Genomic DNA, 19,500 nt, shown 5'->3' with positions numbered 1-19,500 from the left:
CGGCCCGAAGAGGGTCGGAATGCCCCGGAGACTCCGGAGTCAAGCCTAAAGCGTCAACTCGGGTGAGTTACTCGCCCTTGGCCTTCGCGATGATCTCCTCGGCGACGTTCCGCGGAACCTCGGCGTAGGAGTCGAACTGCATTGAGTAGCTTGCGCGACCCGACGTCTTGCTGCGGAGGTCTCCGACGTAGCCGAACATCTCCGAGAGGGGCACGAGGCCCTTCACGACGCGAGCACCGCTGCGCTCCTCCATGGCCTGGATCTGGCCACGGCGGGAGTTGATGTCACCGATGACATCGCCCATGTAGTCCTCGGGCGTGGTGACCTCAACGGCCATCATCGGCTCGAGCAGCACGGGCTTGGCCTTACGCGCGGCCTCCTTGAAGGCCTGCGAACCGGCGATCTTGAAGGCCAGCTCGGAGGAGTCGACCTCGTGGTAGGCACCGTCGAGAAGCGTGATGCGCACACCGGTCATCTCGTAGCCCGCGAGGATGCCGAACTGCATGGCCTCCTGCGCGCCGGCGTCCACCGACGGGATGTACTCCCGCGGGATACGGCCACCGGTGACCTTGTTCACGAACTCGTACGACGCGTCGCCGCTGTCGATGGGCTCGATCGCGATCTGCACCTTGGCGAACTGACCGGTACCACCGGTCTGCTTCTTGTGGGTGTAGTCCACGCGCTCGACGGCCTGACGGATCGTCTCGCGGTACGCGACCTGGGGCTTGCCGACGTTCGCCTCGACGCGGAATTCGCGCTTCATGCGGTCGACGAGCACCTCGAGGTGAAGCTCGCCCATACCACCGATGATGGTCTGGCCGGTCTCCTCGTCCGAGTGAACCTGGAAGGAGGGGTCCTCCTCCGAGAGACGCTGGATGGCTACACCCAGCTTCTCCTGGTCACCCTTGGACTTGGGCTCGATGGCGACCTGAATGACCGGCGCCGGGAAGTCCATGGACTCCAGGATGACCGGCTTCTTGTCGTCACACAGCGTCTCACCGGTGGTGGTCTGCTTCAGGCCCATGACGGCGACGATGTCGCCGGCGCCCACCGAGTCGATCTCCTCACGCTTGTTCGCGTGCATGCGGTAGATCTTGCCGATGCGCTCCTTCTTGCCCTTGACGGAGTTCAGCACCGCGGTGCCGGCCTCCAGGCGACCGGAGTAGATCCGGACGAAGGTGAGCTTGCCGAGGTGCGGGTCGCTCGCGATCTTGAACGCGAGAGCCGAAAGCGGCTCGTCGTCCGAAGGCTTGCGCTTGACGACGACCTCGGGGTCCTTGACGTCGTGGCCCTCGATGGCCTCGACGTCCAGGGGCGACGGCAGGTAACGCACAACCGCGTCGAGCAGGGGCTGGACGCCCTTGTTCTTGAACGCGGTGCCGCAGAACACGGGGGTGACGGTGGTGTCGCCGCCCTTGCCGGAGGCGATGGTGACGCGGCGGATGGCCTCGTACAGCTGGTCCTCGGTGGGCTCCTGGCCCTCGAGGTACAGCTCCATCATCTGCTCGTCGTTCTCGGCGACGGCCTCGAGGAGCTTCCCGCGCCACTCTTCAGCGGCCTCGGTGTGCGTCGCCGGGATGTCGACGATGTCGTACGCCTCGCCCATCTTGGTCTCTGCGGACCAGACGAAGGCCTTCATCGTGACGAGGTCGACGACACCCTTGAAGTCAGCCTCTGCGCCGATGGGCAGCTGCATGACGATCGGGGTCGCACCGAGGCGGTCGACGATCATGTCGACGCAGCGGTGGAACTCGGCACCCGTACGGTCGAGCTTGTTGACGAAGCAGATGCGCGGGACGCCGTAGCGGTCCGCCTGACGCCACACGGTCTCGGACTGGGGCTCAACACCGGCGACGCCGTCGAACACCGTCACGGCACCGTCGAGGACACGGAGCGAACGCTCTACCTCGACGGTGAAGTCGACGTGGCCCGGGGTGTCGATGATGTTGATGGTGTGGTCGACGTCGTTCAGCGGCCAGTGACAGGTGGTGGCAGCAGAGGTGATCGTGATGCCACGCTCCTGCTCCTGCTCCATCCAGTCCATCGTCGCGGCGCCGTCGTGAACCTCACCGATCTTGTACGAGACACCGGTGTAGAACAGGATCCGCTCGGTGGTCGTCGTCTTGCCCGCGTCGATGTGGGCCATGATGCCGATGTTGCGCACCTTGGCCAGGTCAAGTGAAGTGGTAGCCATATCGGCTCAGTCTTCTCTCGGTCTCGATGTGGGTAGCGACTACCAGCGGTAGTGCGCGAAGGCCTTGTTGGACTCGGCCATCTTGTGGGTGTCCTCACGCTTCTTCACAGCGGCACCAAGGCCGTTGGAGGCGTCGAGGAGCTCGTTGAGCAGACGCTCGGTCATGGTCTTCTCGCGACGGGCGCGGGAGTAACCGACCAGCCAGCGCAGGGCGAGCGTGTTCGCACGGCCCGGCTTGACCTCGATCGGGACCTGGTAGGTCGCGCCACCGACACGGCGGGACTTGACCTCGAGAGTCGGCTTGATGTTTTCCAGCGCGCGCTTGAGCGTGATGACCGGGTCGTTGCCGGTCTTCTCGCGCAGGCCCTCCATGGCGCCGTACACGATGCGCTCGGCGGTGGAGCGCTTGCCGTTCAGCAGCACCTTGTTGATGAGGGAGGTCACCAGAGGAGAACCGTAGACCGGGTCGATGATGACCGGGCGCTTCGGGGCGGGGCCCTTACGAGGCATTCTTACTTCTCCTTCTTGGCGCCGTAGCGGCTGCGGGCCTGCTTGCGGTTCTTGACGCCCTGGGTGTCAAGGGAGCCGCGGATGATCTTGTAACGAACACCCGGCAGGTCCTTCACACGGCCACCACGCACGAGCACGATGGAGTGCTCCTGCAGGTTGTGTCCCTCACCCGGAATGTAGGCCGTAACCTCGATCCCGGAGGTCAGACGCACACGCGCGACCTTACGGAGGGCCGAGTTCGGCTTCTTCGGGGTGGTCGTGAACACACGCGTGCAGACGCCGCGGCGCTGGGGCGATCCCTCGAGCGCGGGCGTCTTGTTCTTCTCGACCTTGTCCTGCCGGCCCTTCCGGACCAGCTGCTGGATCGTAGGCACTACTTCTCCGGTTTCTGTGTGCCGAATAGTAAAGCTAACCTGAAACATCGCCGACCCACGCGGTCGGGTGTGTCGAATGCTGCAGACTCCCGCCGCAAGGCGGAAAGGGGCGCAGATTACGGTGGCCGTTCTCGGACCCGCGCAGCGGCTGAAGACACGCGCACGAGCCCAGGCACACCCCAGGCACAAGGTCTGAGCGTACCTACCTCATCGGGGTTGGTCAAAACAAATGCAGGCCACCACGACACGCCGGACTTCTCGACCTTGATCCAACACCGGCTCGACCGTTCCGAACTATGTCATGGACACTTTCAGTAACTTGAACGGTGCATGGAGTATCGGCCAAGGAGGGGTGCATGACGGGGGCGCAATTACCCGGTGGTGGTCTGGATGATCAGGTGCCGTTCCTCGCACGGCTGGAGAGCCCTGACCGCTCGGCGCTCCTGGCTCTGGGACACGTCCTGGATTTCGCGCCTCGCGTGGTACTCCTGCACGAGCGCGAGCCGTCGTCCCACGTGCTCTTTCTCGTGCAGGGCTGGTCCAAGGTGACCGCGGCCGCCCCCAATGGGTACGAGGCCCTGCTCGCCCTGCGTGGCCCCGGCGACGTCATCGGCGAGTCCGCCGCGCTGACCGGACGGCCGCGGTCGGCGACCGTGACCGCCCTGGAACCCGTACGTGCCGTGGCGGTGGAACGCGAACACTTCACTGGTTTCCTCTCGCGCTCCCCCACTGTCTCGTTCGCTCTCCTCGGCCTCATTTCCGACCGCACCCGCGCCGCCGACCGCCGACGGCTGGAGTTCGCTTCGATGAGTGTCAGGGAACGGTTCGCCGTGCTGCTCCTCGATCTGGCCCGCACACACGGCCGGCGCACCGACGACGGCATCGAGCTCTGCGTCCCCCTGAGCAAGCAAGAGCTGGCCGGGTCCGTCGGAGCCTCCCGGGAGGCGGTGCAGCGGCTCCTCAAGGAACTGCGCACCCGCGGTGTCGTGGTCACCGGCCGCCGGGAGTTGCTCATCGTGCGCCCTGACGTCCTGCGACGCATTGCCAGCGCGGAGCTCCCGGACGACTGACGTCCTGCCCTTTGGCCCACGGCGGCCGCGGTCTGTGTACGCGGTCACACTCCGAGTGCGTCATCCGACCTCACGGTCGAGGTCATCCCGCCGCCAAGCTGCTGCGCGGTACAGCTCCCCCAGCTGAGAGGTGACCATGACCGACCCCGTGAGCCGGACCATCCTCCTGCTCGACATCGAGAAGTACAGCAACAGGGATGACGTCGAGCAGGCCTATCTGCGCCGCATGCTCTACGGCATCGCCGACCGCGTCCTGGAGGGCGCGGGCATCGACGCCACTCTGCGGCGACGTGCCGACCGCGGTGACTCCGTCATGGAGCTGATCGACGCCGGTGCCTCGACGACCGCGCTGCTCCGCGCGCTGCTGACCGAAGCGCCGGTGGAACTGCGAACGGTGAACCGGATGGCGTCGACGTCCGCTCAGATCCGGCTCCGTGCCGTACTCGCCACCGGCTATGTGGCGATCGACGAGCTCGACGGCTGGGTGGGAGCCGACCTCAACCATGCCTGCCGGCTGCTCGACGCCGAGATGCTGCGCCTGGCCCTGCGGGAACGTCCGAACGACTTCGCTCTGTGCGTCTCGGAGAGCGTGCACCACGGGATCGTGCAGCACGACTATCCGGGCATTCCCAGAGACGAGTTCCACGCCATCACCGTACGGAGCAAGAACGGGCCACTGCAGGCCTGGATGCACGGCCCCTTGCCGAGGGACACGCAGAACTCCGCCGGAACGAGCGAGCCGGAGGACAGCGGGCTACCGACGGCCCCGGCAGAAAATCGGGCCACACCTCCGAGCCCCGTCGATCTCGGCAATGCCTCCTTCGGCGGCAGCTACGTGGCCGGCGATCAGCACGGCGTATCCGGAAACGGCACGGTCTACGGCGACGTGCACCTCGGAGGCGGCGGCGCTGTCCGGCGCGGTGAGCGGGAGTGAGCACGGACGAACCCGGCCCCCGTCAGGGAGCGGCCGGCCCACGACAGCAGCCGAGTGACAAAGAGGCCGCCGAGAACCCCCAACAGACAGGTCCCGAGACCACGGAGGCAGAGGACAAGCAGGAAGAGCGGGACCACCCACAGGATGCCTGGTCGGCCCGGCGTGACCTGGTCGACCACAGCCCCAGAGCGATGGGCGTCGGTGACAACGCACGCTTCGGCGGCAGCCTGGTCGCGGGTGACCAGCACGGCGTGAGCGGCGGCCTGGTCGCCGGCGACGTCATCATGGGCAGCAAGACGGAGGTCTACCACTTCGGGATCTCCACGACGAGCCACGGCTCCGGAGAGATTCCGGCGGCGACACTGGACCGCCTCGCCCCCTACTTCGTCACCGATGAGTTCGTCTTCGAGAGCCTCCTGACACGGCTGCGCACGGAGCGGGTCATCGTGCTGTCCGGTCCGCACTTCACCGGGCGCCGGACCGCCGCACTGATGCTGCTCCACCGACTGGGCGTCTCCCCCATCCGCTCCCTCGTCCGCGACACCACACCCGCGCAGCTCGTCCAGCAGCTCAGCGACGGCCAGCACTCGGCCAAGGGGTATGTGCTGTGCGATCTGACCACCCGCCGCGACCAACCGCTCCGGGAACCACATCTCCTCGCCGCGCGTGACCAACTCGCCGAGCAGGATGCCTACCTGGTGATCAGTGTCGGCCCGATGGCCGCCCTGGAGGACATCTCCGCCGTCACATGGAGGCCGCCGAGCCCCGCCGACGTACTGAGGAAGCACCTGCTGGAACTGACCGGCGACGCGACCACGGCCCGACTACTCGCGCTGCCTGCCGTCTCAGCATTCCTGGAGCGCGACCACCAGCTACGCGAAGTGGCGTCCTTCGCGAAGCACCTCAAGCGATACGCGGACGGAGAGATCACCGAAGAAGTCGTCGGAACCTTCTCGCTGTTCACCCTGGAAAGCCAGGTGCGGGAGTGGTTCGACGAGAACGAGGAGCTGATTCCGCTACGGGACAAGGCGTTCCTCATCGCTCTGGCCGCCTTCGACGGAGGCCCCTACGCACTCACGGCCGAACTGAGCGACCTCCTTTACGCCTTCCTGCAGGACACCGCGAACGCGGCCCTTCAGCCACAGGTCCCCGTCTTCGGCACCCACATCGGCAAACGTCTTCAGCTAGCCCGCGCCAAGGGCTATCCCGAGGAAGAGAACACGGAGTGGGGGCCGGTCACACAGTCCAAGGCCGCGTTCCTCGACAACCGCGTCTCGCTGGTCCTGCTGCGCGAAGTGTGGACCGGACATCCCTCGGCGAGGCCCGCACTCGTGCACTGGCTCCAACGGCTCGCCGGTGACGGCAGACCTCTGGTCCGCACCCGCGCGGCGTCCACCGTCGCCGTCCTGGCGTACGCGGATCTGCCCTCCACCATGGCTCTGATCATCGAGCCATGGACGACGTCCCATCTGTTCCGCCACCGTCTCGTCGCCGTCAACTCCCTGACACTGGCGCACCTCCTGGAGGCACCCAACATTCCGAGCATTCTCGACTCCTGGTGCGAGAGCGAGGATCCCGCGATGCGTTGGGTGGCCATCCGCGCCTACGGCCTGATCGGCGCGGAGCGGCCGGAACAGACCCTCGCCGCACTGCGGAGCGCTGTCCGCAAGGAGTACAAACCCGTCGACGAGGACGGCGACGAGGAAGACATCGACGAGCTCATGGTGAAACAGCTCGCACAGTCCGTGGAACTGCTGCTTCTCTCACCGGCCGGCGAGCGGGTTCTCGCGGACCTGCTGCACCGACTCGACCAGGACCGGGCCGTACACGACCTCGCTCTGCGCGGTTTTCTCAGTGCGTGCGCGCGGAGGAAGGAGGACGCGCGCGACGGCCGACCACTGATCCTCGACTGGTACGCGACCTCGGCGGCCGACGGAGGCCGATCGGCCGGCGGGATCGCACGACTCTGGCGTTCGGCGCTCGAAGACCGCAGGCACACGAGAGCCGCACTTGAAGAACTGGGTTCCTGGATACGTGCCGCTGATCACGACCCGGCGACGGAATGGGCGCTCGCCGGCCTGCTCCCGGCCCTGGTGACCACGGCTCCCGAACACCAGCGCCTGAGTCACCTCCTGCGCACCGTGCGCGGTGTGGACGGCGCTGCCCCGCCTCCCGTCGCGACACGTCTGCTGACTGTTCTGTCGCACCGTCGCTGAACCACGCCCCACCGCAGCGTCCGCATGAACCTCTCAAGGAGACGCCATGCCCGACTTCCGCCGACCGCCGGACTGGGATCAATCAGCCGACCGCCACACGTCACTGGTTGATCCCGTCATCACCGTGCGGCAACTCTCCCGGTTCGGATTCGCCCGCAAAGCGCTGACCCGGATCGACCATGCCCTCGTCTTCTCCACCCCCGGGGGCGGCTACGAGGCCTACCTGCCGCCCCGACGCCCGAGCCGTGGCGAGGTGGCGGCGAAACGGTACACATCGGTGTACGAGGTGGATATGGGCGTCCATCCGCACCAGGCCGAGATCCCGCTGCCCAGCGACAACGACGCCTTCGAGTTCATCGCCGCGGTCGACCTGTCGTGGCAGGTCACCGCCCCTGCCGACTTCGTCATGAGCGGCCACCGCGACGTACCGGCCCTGCTTCTCGGCGAGCTGCAGCAGGCGGCTCGGTCCCTCACACGCCGGTTCGCCATCCACGACAGCGCGCGCGCCGAACGACAACTGATGCACGCCCTCTCCGGCCAGGAAGCTCCCGGCGCAGACGTGGGCCTGCGGGTTCTCTGGTCTCTGCGGCTGCGCCGAGATCAGCAGAACATCGATCACCAGCGGCGGCTCCAGGCCATCGACCACAACGCCGCCGAACAAATACGCACCGAGCAGCAGGGGGTGGCATACGACATCGAGCTCGACCGGCGGACCCGCCTGCAGGACGCGCTCCAGGTGGGACGGGCCACGGAGTACGGACGGCTGGACCACGAGCTCACACTGCAGCGACAGACATGGCAGCAGGAACAGGACCAGTTGCGGGCCGGTCACGAGGCGGAGCTCCGGCAGTTCGAAGCCGAGAAGATCGCCTTCTACCAGGCGTATCTGGAGCAGGGGGGTGTGGTGGCCTGGGCCATGCACCTCGCCAAGAACCCGCACGATTCACGACTCGTCGTGGACAGCATGCGCGAAGACCAACTCCGCTTGATCCTTGCCGAGGTGGAGTTGGCGAGGGAACTCCTCAGCGGAGACAGCGCGGAGGACTACGAGCTGGAAGGCCCCAAACGGCGCGCGCTGGACTTCATGTACGAGATCTTCAGCCAGCACATACCGGGAATATCCCGGGACAAATCGACCTCTCGGCCCTCGCCGTCGACCACGCCAGCGCCGCCGGAAACACGGCTCACCAAGGCCGAGCCTTCCCCTGACTCCGCGCACACGGAGGAATCAACGGGCACGGACCCAGCGGCGGACCAGGAACCCACACCCACAGAGCTGACCGGCGCATTCCCCGGCTGGCAGCCGCCTCCGGGGTATGGCAGCTCACCGACCGCACCGCCACCACAACGCGACGACGAGCAGGAAGGCCCCACCCCGTGACCGGCACCCGCGCTCAGCCACCCGTGCCGCCCGTGGCCACACCGGGAATCACGACAGCCGAACGTCTTCTCGCCGATCTGCGCACCGAGATCGCCCGTGCGGACGCCAAGGCCGCGATGCTGGTGGCAGCTCTCGGCGTGCTGGCGGGCGTCTTCAGCGGTCTGCTGACCCGCCGCGACTGGACGCCGGCGTCCCTCTCAGTCCACGCCAGTTCGACGTGGTGGTCGGGGGTTGCCGCACTCGGCCTGGCGCTGTTCGCGCTCCTCATGACCGTACTTCCGCGCTATGGCACGAGCAGATGGACACCAGGCGCTCCCTTGTCGCACTTCGGCGACATCCAACAGGCCGCGCGCAGCGGCTACTTGGCAGAGGCACTGACCGACACGGAGCGCGATCCGACGGCCAACGCGATCGAGGCTCTGTCCGCGACCAGCCGTATCGCCTTGCGCAAACACCAGTGGATACGCACGGGCCTGATCGCCTTCTCCATCGCCGCGGTGCTGCTCCCCGGATCCCTGCTCATCGACTGACTTCTCCTTACCCGGAGGCTGACCATGGACCGTCCGCACTCCCCTCGACAGCCCGAACCCCCTGACGACGAAACGCCTCCTCCCGACGACCTCGACTATCACCACCGCGGCGGCCGTCTCCACTTCGCCGCCCGTCAGCGCGGCCTCGACTCCACAGCCCTGGGGCAGCTCCTCCTGAACCTGCCCGGCATGCTCATGAGCTTGTTGGTCCTCCTCCTGATATCCGGCGCTCTGGATGCCTGGCTGGGCCTTCCCTTCTGGATATTGCCGCTGGCCTGGCTGCTCTCCGGGGCCATGACCTTCCACCGCCCCACAGAGGACTTCCTCGCCCGCTACCTGCTGCGACTGCAACGTCCGATGCCCGAGGAGTACGCGCGTCTGGCTCCCGTCTGGCGCGAGGTGACCGCACGCGCCGGCGTCGACGGGCAGGCTTACGAACTATGGGTCGAGGACAGTGACGACCTCAACGCCTATGCCGCGTGCGGTCACATCGTCGGAGTCACACGGTTCACGCTAGACCGGCTGCCGAGCTCACAGCTCGCTGCCGTGCTCGCTCACGAGCTGGGCCATCACACCGGTGGGCACGCCTGGGTCTCACTGCTGGGCTACTGGTACGCGCTGCCGGGGCGCATGGCCTGGTTCGCGGTCCGACTGCTCGTCGCCTACGCCCTGGCGTTCACCAGCTACTTCTCCTGGGCGGCAACGGCAGCGCTCGTGCTGGTCATCTGTGTCGTCAGCTACGTGACGATCACCCGCCTGTACGGGCTGCCGCTGCTGCTGCTCGTCACTCCGTACCTGATCGCCGCCGTCGGACGGCGCGCTGAGCTTCGCGCGGACCAGCACGCCGCCGCGCTCGGGTTCGCACCCATGCTGGCCCAGGTATTGCAGGCCATGTACGCGACCGAAAGCCAAGCCAAACGCCAGGCCGTGGCCGCCTCCGGGCACAAAGCCGCCATGCCCGGAGTGCTGGGTCGGCTGCTCTCCACGCACCCCGACTACCCGACCCGTATCCACCGTCTGCGCCCGTATCTGTGACCGGTCATTCGGAAACGCCGAAGGGCGGCCACCCCTCTCGGAGTGACCGCCCTTCAACAGACCTGGGTCTTACTGGTTGTAAGGCCCGTAGTCGTAGTCCTCCAGCGGGACGGCCTGGCCGGAGCCCGTGCCGAACGGGGAGTAGTCGATGTCGTCGTAGCCGACGGCCGAGTACATCGCGGCCTTGGCCTCTTCGGTCGGCTCGACCCGGATGTTGCGGTAGCGGGACAGACCCGTACCGGCCGGGATGAGCTTACCGATGATGACGTTCTCCTTGAGGCCGATCAGGGAGTCGGACTTGGCGTTGATCGCCGCGTCCGTCAGGACCCTGGTCGTCTCCTGGAAGGAAGCCGCGGACAGCCACGACTCCGTCGCCAGCGAGGCCTTGGTGATACCCATCAGCTGCGGACGGCCGGAGGCCGGGTGGCCGCCTTCCGTGACCACACGACGGTTCTCGGTCTCGAACTTCGAGCGCTCGACGAGCTCGCCCGGCAGCAGCTCCGCATCGCCGGACTCGATGATCGTCACGCGGCGCAGCATCTGCCGGATGATGATCTCGATGTGCTTGTCGTGGATCGACACGCCCTGGCTGTTGTAGACCTTCTGGACTTCGCCGACCAGGTGGACCTGGACCGCGCGCTGACCGAGGATCCGCAGCACGTCGTGCGGGTTGGTGGCACCGAAGGTGAGCTTCTGGCCCACCTCGACGTGGTCACCCTCACGCACGAGGACCTTGGCGCGCTTCGAGATCGGGAAGGGAGTCTCGTCGCTGCCGTCGTCCGGCGTGACGACGATCTTCTTGGTCTTCTCGGTCTCCTCGATACGGATGCGGCCTGCCGCCTCCGAGATCGGGGCGACACCCTTGGGCGTACGAGCCTCGAAGAGCTCGACGACACGGGGCAGACCCTGGGTGATGTCGTCACCGGCCACACCACCGGTGTGGAACGTACGCATCGTCAGCTGCGTGCCGGGCTCACCGATGGACTGGGCGGCGATGATGCCGACCGCCTCACCGATGTCGACCAGCTTGCCGGTGGCGAGCGAACGGCCGTAGCAGAAGGCACAGGTGCCGACCGCGGACTCGCAGGTCAGGACCGAACGGGTCTTGACCTCCTCGACGCCGTTGGCGACCAGGGCGTCGATGAGGACGTCACCGAGGTCGACGTTCGCCGGCGCGATGACCTTGCCGTCGATGACGACGTCCTCGGCCAGCATGCGGGCGTACACCGAGGTCTCGACGTTCTCCGTCTTGCGGAGCACACCGTCCTCGCCCTTGACCGCGATCTTGAGCTTCAGACCGCGCTCGGTGCCACAGTCCTCCTCGCGAATGATGACGTCCTGCGAGACGTCGACCAGACGACGGGTGAGGTAACCGGAGTCGGCGGTACGGAGAGCCGTGTCCGCCAGACCCTTACGGGCACCGTGCGTGGAGATGAAGTACTCAAGCACCGACAGGCCCTCGCGGAACGAGGCCTTAATCGGACGCGGGATCGTCTCGTTCTTCGCGTTCGACACCAGACCACGCATACCGGCGATCTGACGCATCTGCATCATGTTTCCTCGGGCACCCGAGTCAACCATCATGAAGATGGGGTTCGTCTTCGGGAAGTTCGCGTTCATCGCCTCGGCAACCTCGTTGGTCGCCTTGGTCCAGATCGCGATGAGCTCCTGCGTGCGCTCGTCCTTGGTGATCAGACCGCGCTCGTACTGCTTCTGGACCTTCTCGTCCTGCGCCTCGTAGCCCGCGACGATCGCCTTCTTGGCCTCGGGGACCACGACGTCGGAGATGGCCACGGTGACACCGGAACGGGTCGCCCAGTAGAAGCCCGCCGCCTTCAGGTTGTCGAGCGTCGCCGCCACGATGACCTTGGGGTAGCGCTCGGCCAGGTCGTTGACGATCTCGGAGAGCTGCTTCTTGCCCACCGAGTAGTCGACGAACGGGTAGTCCTCGGGCAGCAGCTCGTTGAAGAGCGCGCGGCCCAGGGTCGTCCGCAGCCGGAAGCTGTCGCCCTGCTGGTACTCCTGCTCGCCCTCTTCGACGGCCGGCGGGGTCCAGCCGCGCGGCGGGATGGTGCCCACCGGGAAGCGGATGTCGACCTTCGCCTGGAGCGAGAGCTCCTTGGCGTCGAACGCCATGGTCGCCTCGGCGGAGGAACCGAACGAACGGCCCTCACCGATGACCTTGCGCTCTTCCTCGTCCGTCGTGAGGAAGAAGAGACCGAGAACCATGTCCTGGGTCGGCATGGTGACGGGACGGCCGTCAGCCGGCTTCAGGATGTTGTTCGAGGACAGCATCAGGATGCGGGCCTCGGCCTGCGCCTCCGCGGAGAGCGGCAGGTGCACGGCCATCTGGTCACCGTCGAAGTCCGCGTTGAACGCGGTGCAGACGAGCGGGTGGATCTGGATGGCCTTGCCCTCGACCAGCTGCGGCTCGAAGGCCTGGATGCCGAGGCGGTGCAGCGTCGGCGCACGGTTCAGGAGAACCGGGTGCTCGGCGATGACCTCTTCCAGGACGTCGTACACGACCGTGCGGCCGCGCTCGACCATGCGCTTGGCCGACTTGATGTTCTGCGCGTGGTTCAGGTCGACCAGGCGCTTCATCACGAACGGCTTGAAGAGCTCCAGCGCCATGGCCTTGGGCAGACCACACTGGTGCAGCTTCAGCTGCGGGCCGACGACGATCACGGAACGCGCGGAGTAGTCCACGCGCTTACCGAGAAGGTTCTGACGGAAACGACCCTGCTTGCCCTTGAGCATGTCGCTCAGGGACTTCAGCGGGCGGTTGCCGGGACCGGTGACCGGGCGACCACGACGACCGTTGTCGAAGAGGGCGTCCACGGCCTCCTGGAGCATGCGCTTCTCGTTGTTCACGATGATCTCGGGAGCACCGAGGTCGAGAAGCCGCTTCAGGCGGTTGTTGCGGTTGATCACGCGGCGGTACAGGTCGTTCAGGTCGGAGGTCGCGAAGCGGCCACCGTCCAGCTGCACCATCGGACGCAGGTCCGGCGGGATGACCGGCACGCAGTCGAGCACCATGCCCTTGGGGCTGTTGCTGGTCTGCAGGAACGCGGAGACGACCTTGAGGCGCTTGAGCGCACGGGTCTTCTTCTGGCCCTTGCCGGTACGGATGATCTCGCGGAGGCGCTCGGCCTCCTCGTCCAGGTCGAACGACTCGAGGCGCTTCTGGAGTGCGGCGGCGCCCATCGAACCGTCGAAGTACGTGCCGAAGCGGTCACGCAGCTCGCGGTAGAGCAGCTCGTCGCCCTCGAGGTCCTGGACCTTGAGGTTCTTGAAGCGGTTCCAGACCTCGTCGAGACGGTCGATCTCGCGCTGCGCACGGTCGCGCAGCTGCTTCATCTCCCGCTCGGCGCCTTCGCGCACCTTGCGGCGCACGTCGGCCTTGGCACCCTCGGCCTCGAGCTCGGCCAGGTCGGTCTCGAGCTTCTTGGCGCGGGCCTCCAGGTCGGAGTCGCGACGGTTCTCGACCTGCTGACGCTCCACGGAGACGTGCGCCTCCAGGGAGGGCAGGTCACGCGTACGGCGCTCCTCGTCCACGAACGTGATCATGTACGCCGCGAAGTAGATGACCTTCTCGAGGTCCTTCGGGGCGAGATCAAGCAGGTAGCCGAGGCGCGACGGGACGCCCTTGAAGTACCAGATGTGCGTGACAGGGGCGGCCAGCTCAATGTGGCCCATCCGCTCACGACGCACCTTGGCGCGAGTGACCTCGACGCCGCAGCGCTCGCAGATGATGCCCTTGAAGCGGACACGCTTGTACTTACCGCAGTAGCACTCCCAGTCCCGGGTCGGACCGAAGATCTTCTCGCAGAAGAGTCCGTCCTTTTCGGGCTTGAGCGTGCGGTAGTTGATGGTCTCCGGCTTCTTGACCTCGCCGTGCGACCACTGTCGGATGTCGTCCGCGGTGGCAAGGCCGATCCGCAGCTCGTCGAAGAAGTTGACGTCGAGCACTTGTCGTCAATCCCTCTTTCGGGGTCGTGTCTCAATCATGGTCTGAACGGGTCCGGGGAGAGCCGGCCGGATACGAGATCCGGCCGGCCAACCCGTCAGACCTCTTCGACGCTGCTCGGCTCGCGCCGGGACAGGTCGATACCGAGCTCCTCCGCCGCGCGGAAGACGTCCTCGTCGGTGTCGCGCATCTCGATGGACATGCCGTCCGAGGACAGCACCTCCACGTTGAGGCAGAGCGACTGCATTTCCTTGATGAGCACCTTGAAGGACTCGGGAATGCCGGGCTCGGGGATGTTCTCGCCCTTGACGATGGCCTCGTAGACCTTCACGCGGCCGGTCACGTCGTCGGACTTGATCGTCAGCAGCTCCTGGAGGGCGTACGCGGCGCCATAAGCCTCCAGCGCCCACACCTCCATCTCACCGAAGCGCTGACCACCGAACTGAGCCTTACCACCCAGCGGCTGCTGGGTGATCATGGAGTACGGACCGGTCGAGCGAGCGTGGAGCTTGTCGTCGACCAGGTGGTGCAGCTTGAGGATGTACATGTACCCGATCGAGATCGGGTCCGGGAACGGCTCGCCGGAGCGCCCGTCGAACAGCCGCGCCTTGCCGGACGGCAGGACCATGCGGTCGCCGTCGCGGTTCGGGACGGTGTGCTCGAGCAGACCGGTCAGCTCGTCCTCACGGGCACCGTCGAAGACCGGGGTCGCGACGTTCGTCCGCGGGGCGACCTGGTCGGCGCCGATGCGCTGCAGGCTCTGCGCCCACTCCTCGCTGAGGCCGGAGACGTCCCAGCCCTGGCTGGCGAGCCAGCCTAGGTGGATCTCCAGGACCTGACCCGGGTTCATTCGGGACGGGACACCCAGCGGGTTGAGGATGATGTCGACCGGCGTGCCGTCCTCAAGGAAGGGCATGTCCTCGATCGGAAGGATCTTGGAGATGACGCCCTTGTTGCCGTGACGGCCGGCGAGCTTGTCACCGTCCGTGATCTTGCGCTTCTGCGCCACGTAGACACGAACCAGCTGGTTCACGCCCGGCGGCAGCTCGTCGCCCTCTTCACGGTCGAAGACGCGGACGCCGATGACCTTGCCGATCTCGCCGTGCGGCACCTTCAGCGAGGTGTCGCGCACCTCGCGCGCCTTCTCACCGAAGATCGCGCGGAGCAGGCGCTCCTCGGGGGTCAGCTCGGTCTCGCCCTTGGGCGTGACCTTGCCGACGAGGATGTCACCGGCGACGACCTCGGCACCGATACGGATGATGCCGCGCTCGTCGAGGTCCGCGAGGACCTCCTCGGAGACGTTCGGGATGTCCCGGGTGATCTCCTCCGGGCCCAGCTTGGTGTCACGGGCGTCGACCTCGTGCTCCTCGATGTGGATCGAGGAGAGGACGTCGTCCTGCACGAGGCGCTGCGACAGGATGATCGCGTCCTCGTAGTTGTGACCCTCCCAGGGCATGAACGCCACGAGCAGGTTCTTGCCGAGGGCCATCTCGCCCTCTTCGGTCGCGGGACCGTCGGCCAGGACCTGGCCCTCGATCACGCGGGCGCCCTCGTCGACGACAACCTTCTGGTTGACCGAGGTGCCCTGGTTCGACCGGGAGAACTTGGCGATGCGGTACGTGGTGTACGTGCCGTCGTCGTTCGTGACGGTGACGTAGTCCGCGGAGACCTCCTGGACCACACCCGCCTTCTCGGCCTTGATCACGTCACCGGCGTCGACCGCACAGCGGTACTCCATGCCGGTGCCGACGAGGGGAGCCTCGGCGGTGATCAGCGGCACGGCCTGACGCATCATGTTCGCGCCCATGAGGGCACGGTTGGCGTCGTCGTGCTCGAGGAACGGGATCATCGCGGTCGCGACCGACACCATCTGGCGCGGCGAGACGTCCATGTAGTCGACGTCGTCGCCGGGGATGTAGTCGATCTCGCCGCCACGACGGCGGACCAGGACGCGCGACTCGGTGAAGCGCATGTCCTCGCCGAGCACCGCGTTGGCCTGGGCGATCACGAAGCGGTCTTCTTCGTCGGCCGTGAGGTAGTCGACGTCGTCGGTGACGACGCCCTCGACGACCTTGCGGTACGGCGTCTCGACGAAGCCGAACGCGTTGACGCGGCCGTACGAGGCGAGCGAACCGATCAGACCGATGTTCGGGCCTTCAGGGGTCTCGATCGGGCACATGCGGCCGTAGTGGGACGGGTGCACGTCACGGACCTCGAAGCCGGCCCGCTCACGGGAGAGACCACCCGGGCCAAGCGCCGACAGACGGCGCTTGTGGGTGAGACCCGACAGCGGGTTGTTCTGGTCCATGAACTGCGACAGCTGCGAGGTGCCGAAGAATTCCTTGATCGACGCCACGACCGGGCGAATGTTGATCAGGGTCTGCGGCGTGATCGCCTCGACGTCCTGGGTCGTCATGCGCTCGCGGACGACGCGCTCCATACGAGCCAGACCCGTGCGGACCTGGTTCTGGATGAGCTCGCCGACGTTGCGCAGACGACGGTTGCCGAAGTGGTCGATGTCGTCGGTCTCGACGACGATCGACGTGCCGCTGTCGCCCACGGTCTCGGTCTCACCGGCGTGCAGCTTCACCAGGTACTTGATCGAGGCGATGATGTCCTCGACCGTGAGGATGCCCGCGTCGAGCGGAGCGTCCGCACCCAGCTTCTTGTTGACCTTGTAGCGGCCGACCTTCGCGAGGTCGTAGCGCTTGGGGTTGAAGTAGAGGTTCTCAAGCAGGGTCTGAGCGGCCTCACGCGTCGGCGGCTCGCCCGGACGGAGCTTGCGGTAGATGTCGAGCAGCGCGTCGTCCTGGCCCTGGGTGTGGTCCTTCTCCAGGGTGGCGCGCATGGACTCGTACTCGCCGAACTCCTCGAGGATCTGCTCGGTCGTCCAACCGAGAGCCTTGAGCAGAACGGTGACCGACTGCTTGCGCTTGCGGTCGATGCGGACACCGACCATGTCGCGCTTGTCGATTTCCATCTCCAGCCAGGCACCCCGGGACGGGATGATCTTGGCGGAGAAAATGTCCTTGTCGGACGTCTTGTCGATCGAGGAATCGAAGTAGACGCCCGGCGAGCGGACCAGCTGCGACACGACGACACGCTCGGTGCCGTTGATGACGAAGGTGCCCTTGTTCGTCATGAGCGGGAAATCGCCCATGAAGACCGTCTGGGACTTGATCTCGCCGGTCTCGTTGTTGGTGAACTCGGCGGTGACGAAGAGCGGGGCGGCGAACGTGAAGTCGCGCTCCTTGCACTCGTCGATGGAGTTCTTCGGGGGCTCAAAACGGTGGTCGCGGAACGTCAAGGACATCGACCCGGAGAAGTCCTCGATCGGAGAGATCTCCTCGAAGATCTCCTCCAGACCGGACTTGGTGGGGACGTCCTGTCCGCTGTCCAGAGCCGCCTCGACACGAGCCTTCCACGCTTCATTCCCGAGCAGCCAGTCAAAGCTCTCGGTCTGCAGCGCAAGAAGGTTCGGAACCTCGAGGGGCTCCTTGATCTTTGCAAAGGAGATGCGCAGCGGGGCGGTGCTGGCGCCGTTGTTCGTATTCGCGGTCGAGGCAGTGCGCGAGGCGGCCAAGAGGGGGTCCTTCCGAGGGCTCGGACTCACTACGCGCGTACCGGTCCCAGGCTGGACACAGGGACAGGCCCTCCTGATTTGGCTGTTTGGCCAGGTCAGGGAAGTTCCGGTCCACGGTGCTCAAGCATGGGCATGCCCCTGGTGACGGGCAGGAGGCAGCTAACAGGCAGCGCAAAGGGTCAGTGTAGCCAGTTGGCCCACTGATGTCCAGTGCGGGTTCTGGGAGACCCTCGTTGTTCTCAACCCCTGCTGCAAGCCACGCCCTCGATGCACATCGATACTGCCCTCTTCGCCACCGATCCATGCCTCGGATCCGGATCGTTGTGACGACGCGTCCTGAGAATTGCGCGCTGCGTGCAGTTCGTCAAGGCCCCCCAGCCCCGACTTGGCTCCCGGAGCTCACCGTCACGGCCGTTCGGAGGCACGACGAAGATCACCATACTCGTCGCCACGGGCTTCGCAAGGCAGCCGTAAGGGTGCGCCGGAGAACGCCGAAGGGCGACCACCCAGATGGGTGATCGCCCTTGGCGCGGCGCCGCCAGAGCGGCGCCGGAAAGCCCTGCCGCTCACGCGCCCACAGGCGCGCGGCAGACGGCTCGTGAGGTGTTACTTGACCTCGACGGAAGCGCCGGCGGCCTTGAGGGACTCGGCAGCCTTGTCAGCGGCCTCCTTGGCGACCTTCTCGAGGACCGGCTTCGGGGTGCCGTCGACGAGGTCCTTGGCCTCCTTCAGGCCGAGCGAGGTGAGCTCGCGCACGACCTTGATGACCTGGATCTTCTTCTCGCCGGCGCCGGTGAGGATGACGTCGAACTCGTCCTGCTCCTCGGCGGCCTCGACGGGCGCACCCGGGCCGGCCGGGGCGGCGGCGACGGCCGCGGCGGCGGTGACGTCGAACTTCTCCTCGAAGGCCTTCACGAACTCGGAGAGCTCGATGAGGGTGAGCTCCTCGAACTGGGCAAGCAGGTCTTCCTGGCTGAGCTTCGCCATGATGGGCGATCCTTCCACTAATTCGGCTGGTGCCGGGTGTATATGAAGGCGGGCGTACGTTCGGCCCGCTGCGACCGTCGCCCTAGCGGGCGGCGATCAATGCGAGAGCCGAATTACTCGGCACCGCCCTGCTCGGCCTTCTTGGCACGAAGCGCCTCCGCGGTGCGGACGAACTTCGACGGCAGCGCCTGGAAGAGCTGCGCAGTCTGCGTCTGCTTGCCCTTCAGCGCGCCGGCCAGCTTGGCGAGCAGAACCTCGCGGGACTCGAGGTCCGCGAGCTTCTTGATTTCGTCGGCGGACAGCGCCTTGCCGTCAAGGACACCGCCCTTGATGACGAGGTCGGGGTTGTCCTTGGCGAAGTCACGAAGACCCTTCGCCGACACCACCGGGTCACCGGTGACGAAGGCAACAGCGGTCGGACCCGTGAACAGGTCGTCCAGCTGGTTGATCCCGGCCTGGTTGGCCGCGATCTTGGTCAGCGTGTTCTTCACCACGGCGTACTCGGAGTTCTCACCGAGCGAACGGCGCAGCTGCTTGAGCTGGGCCACGGTGAGACCCCGGTACTCGGTCAGCACGGCGGCGTTCGAGCTGCGGAACTTGTCCGTGAGCTCGGCTACCGCGGCAGCCTTGTCGGGCGTCGGCATAGAGCGTCGGCCTCCTTCCGGGTGATGAGGACCGCTCAGAAGGGGCTGACAAAACAAAACGCCCCAGCGCAGGCG

Annotated in this window: 13 protein-coding genes; 6 read left to right on the top strand and 7 right to left on the bottom strand. The window is 66.3% G+C overall.

The features are described from left to right. Nucleotides 1-67: 67 nt before the first annotated feature. Genes fusA through rpsL form a run of 3 tightly spaced genes read right to left on the bottom strand, consistent with a single transcriptional unit; the run spans nucleotide 68 to nucleotide 3,078 of the window. Nucleotides 68-2,194, bottom strand: coding sequence for an elongation factor G (gene fusA, locus QBL25_RS24670; RefSeq protein ID WP_409059172.1), 2,127 nt, complete (start codon nucleotides 2,192-2,194; stop codon nucleotides 68-70). Between the two features lie 39 nt (nucleotides 2,195-2,233). Next, nucleotides 2,234-2,704, bottom strand: a complete 471-nt coding sequence (gene rpsG, locus QBL25_RS24665; protein ID WP_003974303.1) for a 30S ribosomal protein S7 — start codon at nucleotides 2,702-2,704, stop codon at nucleotides 2,234-2,236. 2 nt (nucleotides 2,705-2,706) lie between these two features. Beyond that, nucleotides 2,707-3,078: a 30S ribosomal protein S12 gene (rpsL, locus tag QBL25_RS24660; protein ID WP_003948652.1), complete on the bottom strand. Its 372-nt coding sequence runs from the start codon at nucleotides 3,076-3,078 to the stop codon at nucleotides 2,707-2,709. A 356-nt stretch (nucleotides 3,079-3,434) separates the two neighbouring features. Here rpsL and QBL25_RS24655 point away from each other — a divergent pair, with 356 nt between their 5' ends. From QBL25_RS24655 to QBL25_RS24630, 6 genes are all read left to right on the top strand, one after another. Continuing rightward, nucleotides 3,435-4,148, top strand: coding sequence for a Crp/Fnr family transcriptional regulator (locus QBL25_RS24655; protein ID WP_409059171.1), 714 nt, complete (start codon nucleotides 3,435-3,437; stop codon nucleotides 4,146-4,148). 136 nt (nucleotides 4,149-4,284) lie between these two features. Further along, nucleotides 4,285-5,082: a hypothetical protein gene (locus tag QBL25_RS24650; protein WP_409059170.1), complete on the top strand. Its 798-nt coding sequence runs from the start codon at nucleotides 4,285-4,287 to the stop codon at nucleotides 5,080-5,082. Next, the gene (locus QBL25_RS24645; RefSeq protein WP_409059169.1) at nucleotides 5,079-7,298 is read left to right on the top strand and encodes a hypothetical protein; all 2,220 of its coding nucleotides are present in this window, start codon (nucleotides 5,079-5,081) and stop codon (nucleotides 7,296-7,298) included. Before QBL25_RS24650 ends, QBL25_RS24645 begins: the two co-directional genes overlap by 4 nt. Before the next feature lie 46 nt (nucleotides 7,299-7,344). Beyond that, entirely contained in the window at nucleotides 7,345-8,679 is a 1,335-nt protein-coding gene (locus tag QBL25_RS24640; RefSeq protein WP_409059168.1) for a hypothetical protein, read from the top strand. A 23-nt stretch (nucleotides 8,680-8,702) separates the two neighbouring features. Next, a complete protein-coding gene (locus QBL25_RS24635; RefSeq protein ID WP_409062762.1) occupies nucleotides 8,703-9,209 on the top strand; it encodes a Pycsar system effector family protein in 507 nt (168 codons plus the stop codon). 24 nt (nucleotides 9,210-9,233) lie between these two features. Next, nucleotides 9,234-10,244 (top strand): M48 family metalloprotease, encoded by a 1,011-nt coding sequence (locus tag QBL25_RS24630; RefSeq protein WP_409059167.1) that lies wholly within the window; start codon nucleotides 9,234-9,236, stop codon nucleotides 10,242-10,244. Between the two features lie 69 nt (nucleotides 10,245-10,313). On the opposite strand, the gene QBL25_RS24625 is transcribed toward QBL25_RS24630, so the two are convergent. The 4 genes from QBL25_RS24625 to rplJ form a co-directional block, all read right to left on the bottom strand. Further along, a complete protein-coding gene (locus QBL25_RS24625) occupies nucleotides 10,314-14,213 on the bottom strand; it encodes a DNA-directed RNA polymerase subunit beta' (protein WP_160506648.1) in 3,900 nt (1,299 codons plus the stop codon). Nucleotides 14,214-14,308: 95 nt separating this feature from the next. Next, entirely contained in the window at nucleotides 14,309-17,794 is a 3,486-nt protein-coding gene (rpoB, locus tag QBL25_RS24620; RefSeq protein ID WP_409059166.1) for a DNA-directed RNA polymerase subunit beta, read from the bottom strand. Nucleotides 17,795-18,400: 606 nt separating this feature from the next. Continuing rightward, nucleotides 18,401-18,781 carry a 50S ribosomal protein L7/L12 gene (gene rplL, locus QBL25_RS24615; protein ID WP_361389587.1) on the bottom strand — a complete coding sequence of 127 codons (381 nt, stop codon included), beginning with the start codon at nucleotides 18,779-18,781 and terminating at the stop codon, nucleotides 18,401-18,403. Between the two features lie 113 nt (nucleotides 18,782-18,894). Further along, entirely contained in the window at nucleotides 18,895-19,425 is a 531-nt protein-coding gene (gene rplJ, locus QBL25_RS24610) for a 50S ribosomal protein L10 (protein ID WP_409059165.1), read from the bottom strand. Between the last annotated feature and the right edge of the window lie 75 nt (nucleotides 19,426-19,500).

The organism is Streptomyces sp. SYP-A7185, from assembly GCF_046103685.1.
Taxonomy (GTDB): Bacteria; Actinomycetota; Actinomycetes; order Streptomycetales; family Streptomycetaceae; genus Streptomyces.
Note: the sequence above shows the minus strand (reverse complement) of the source record. Positions and strands in the feature narration are given on the sequence as shown.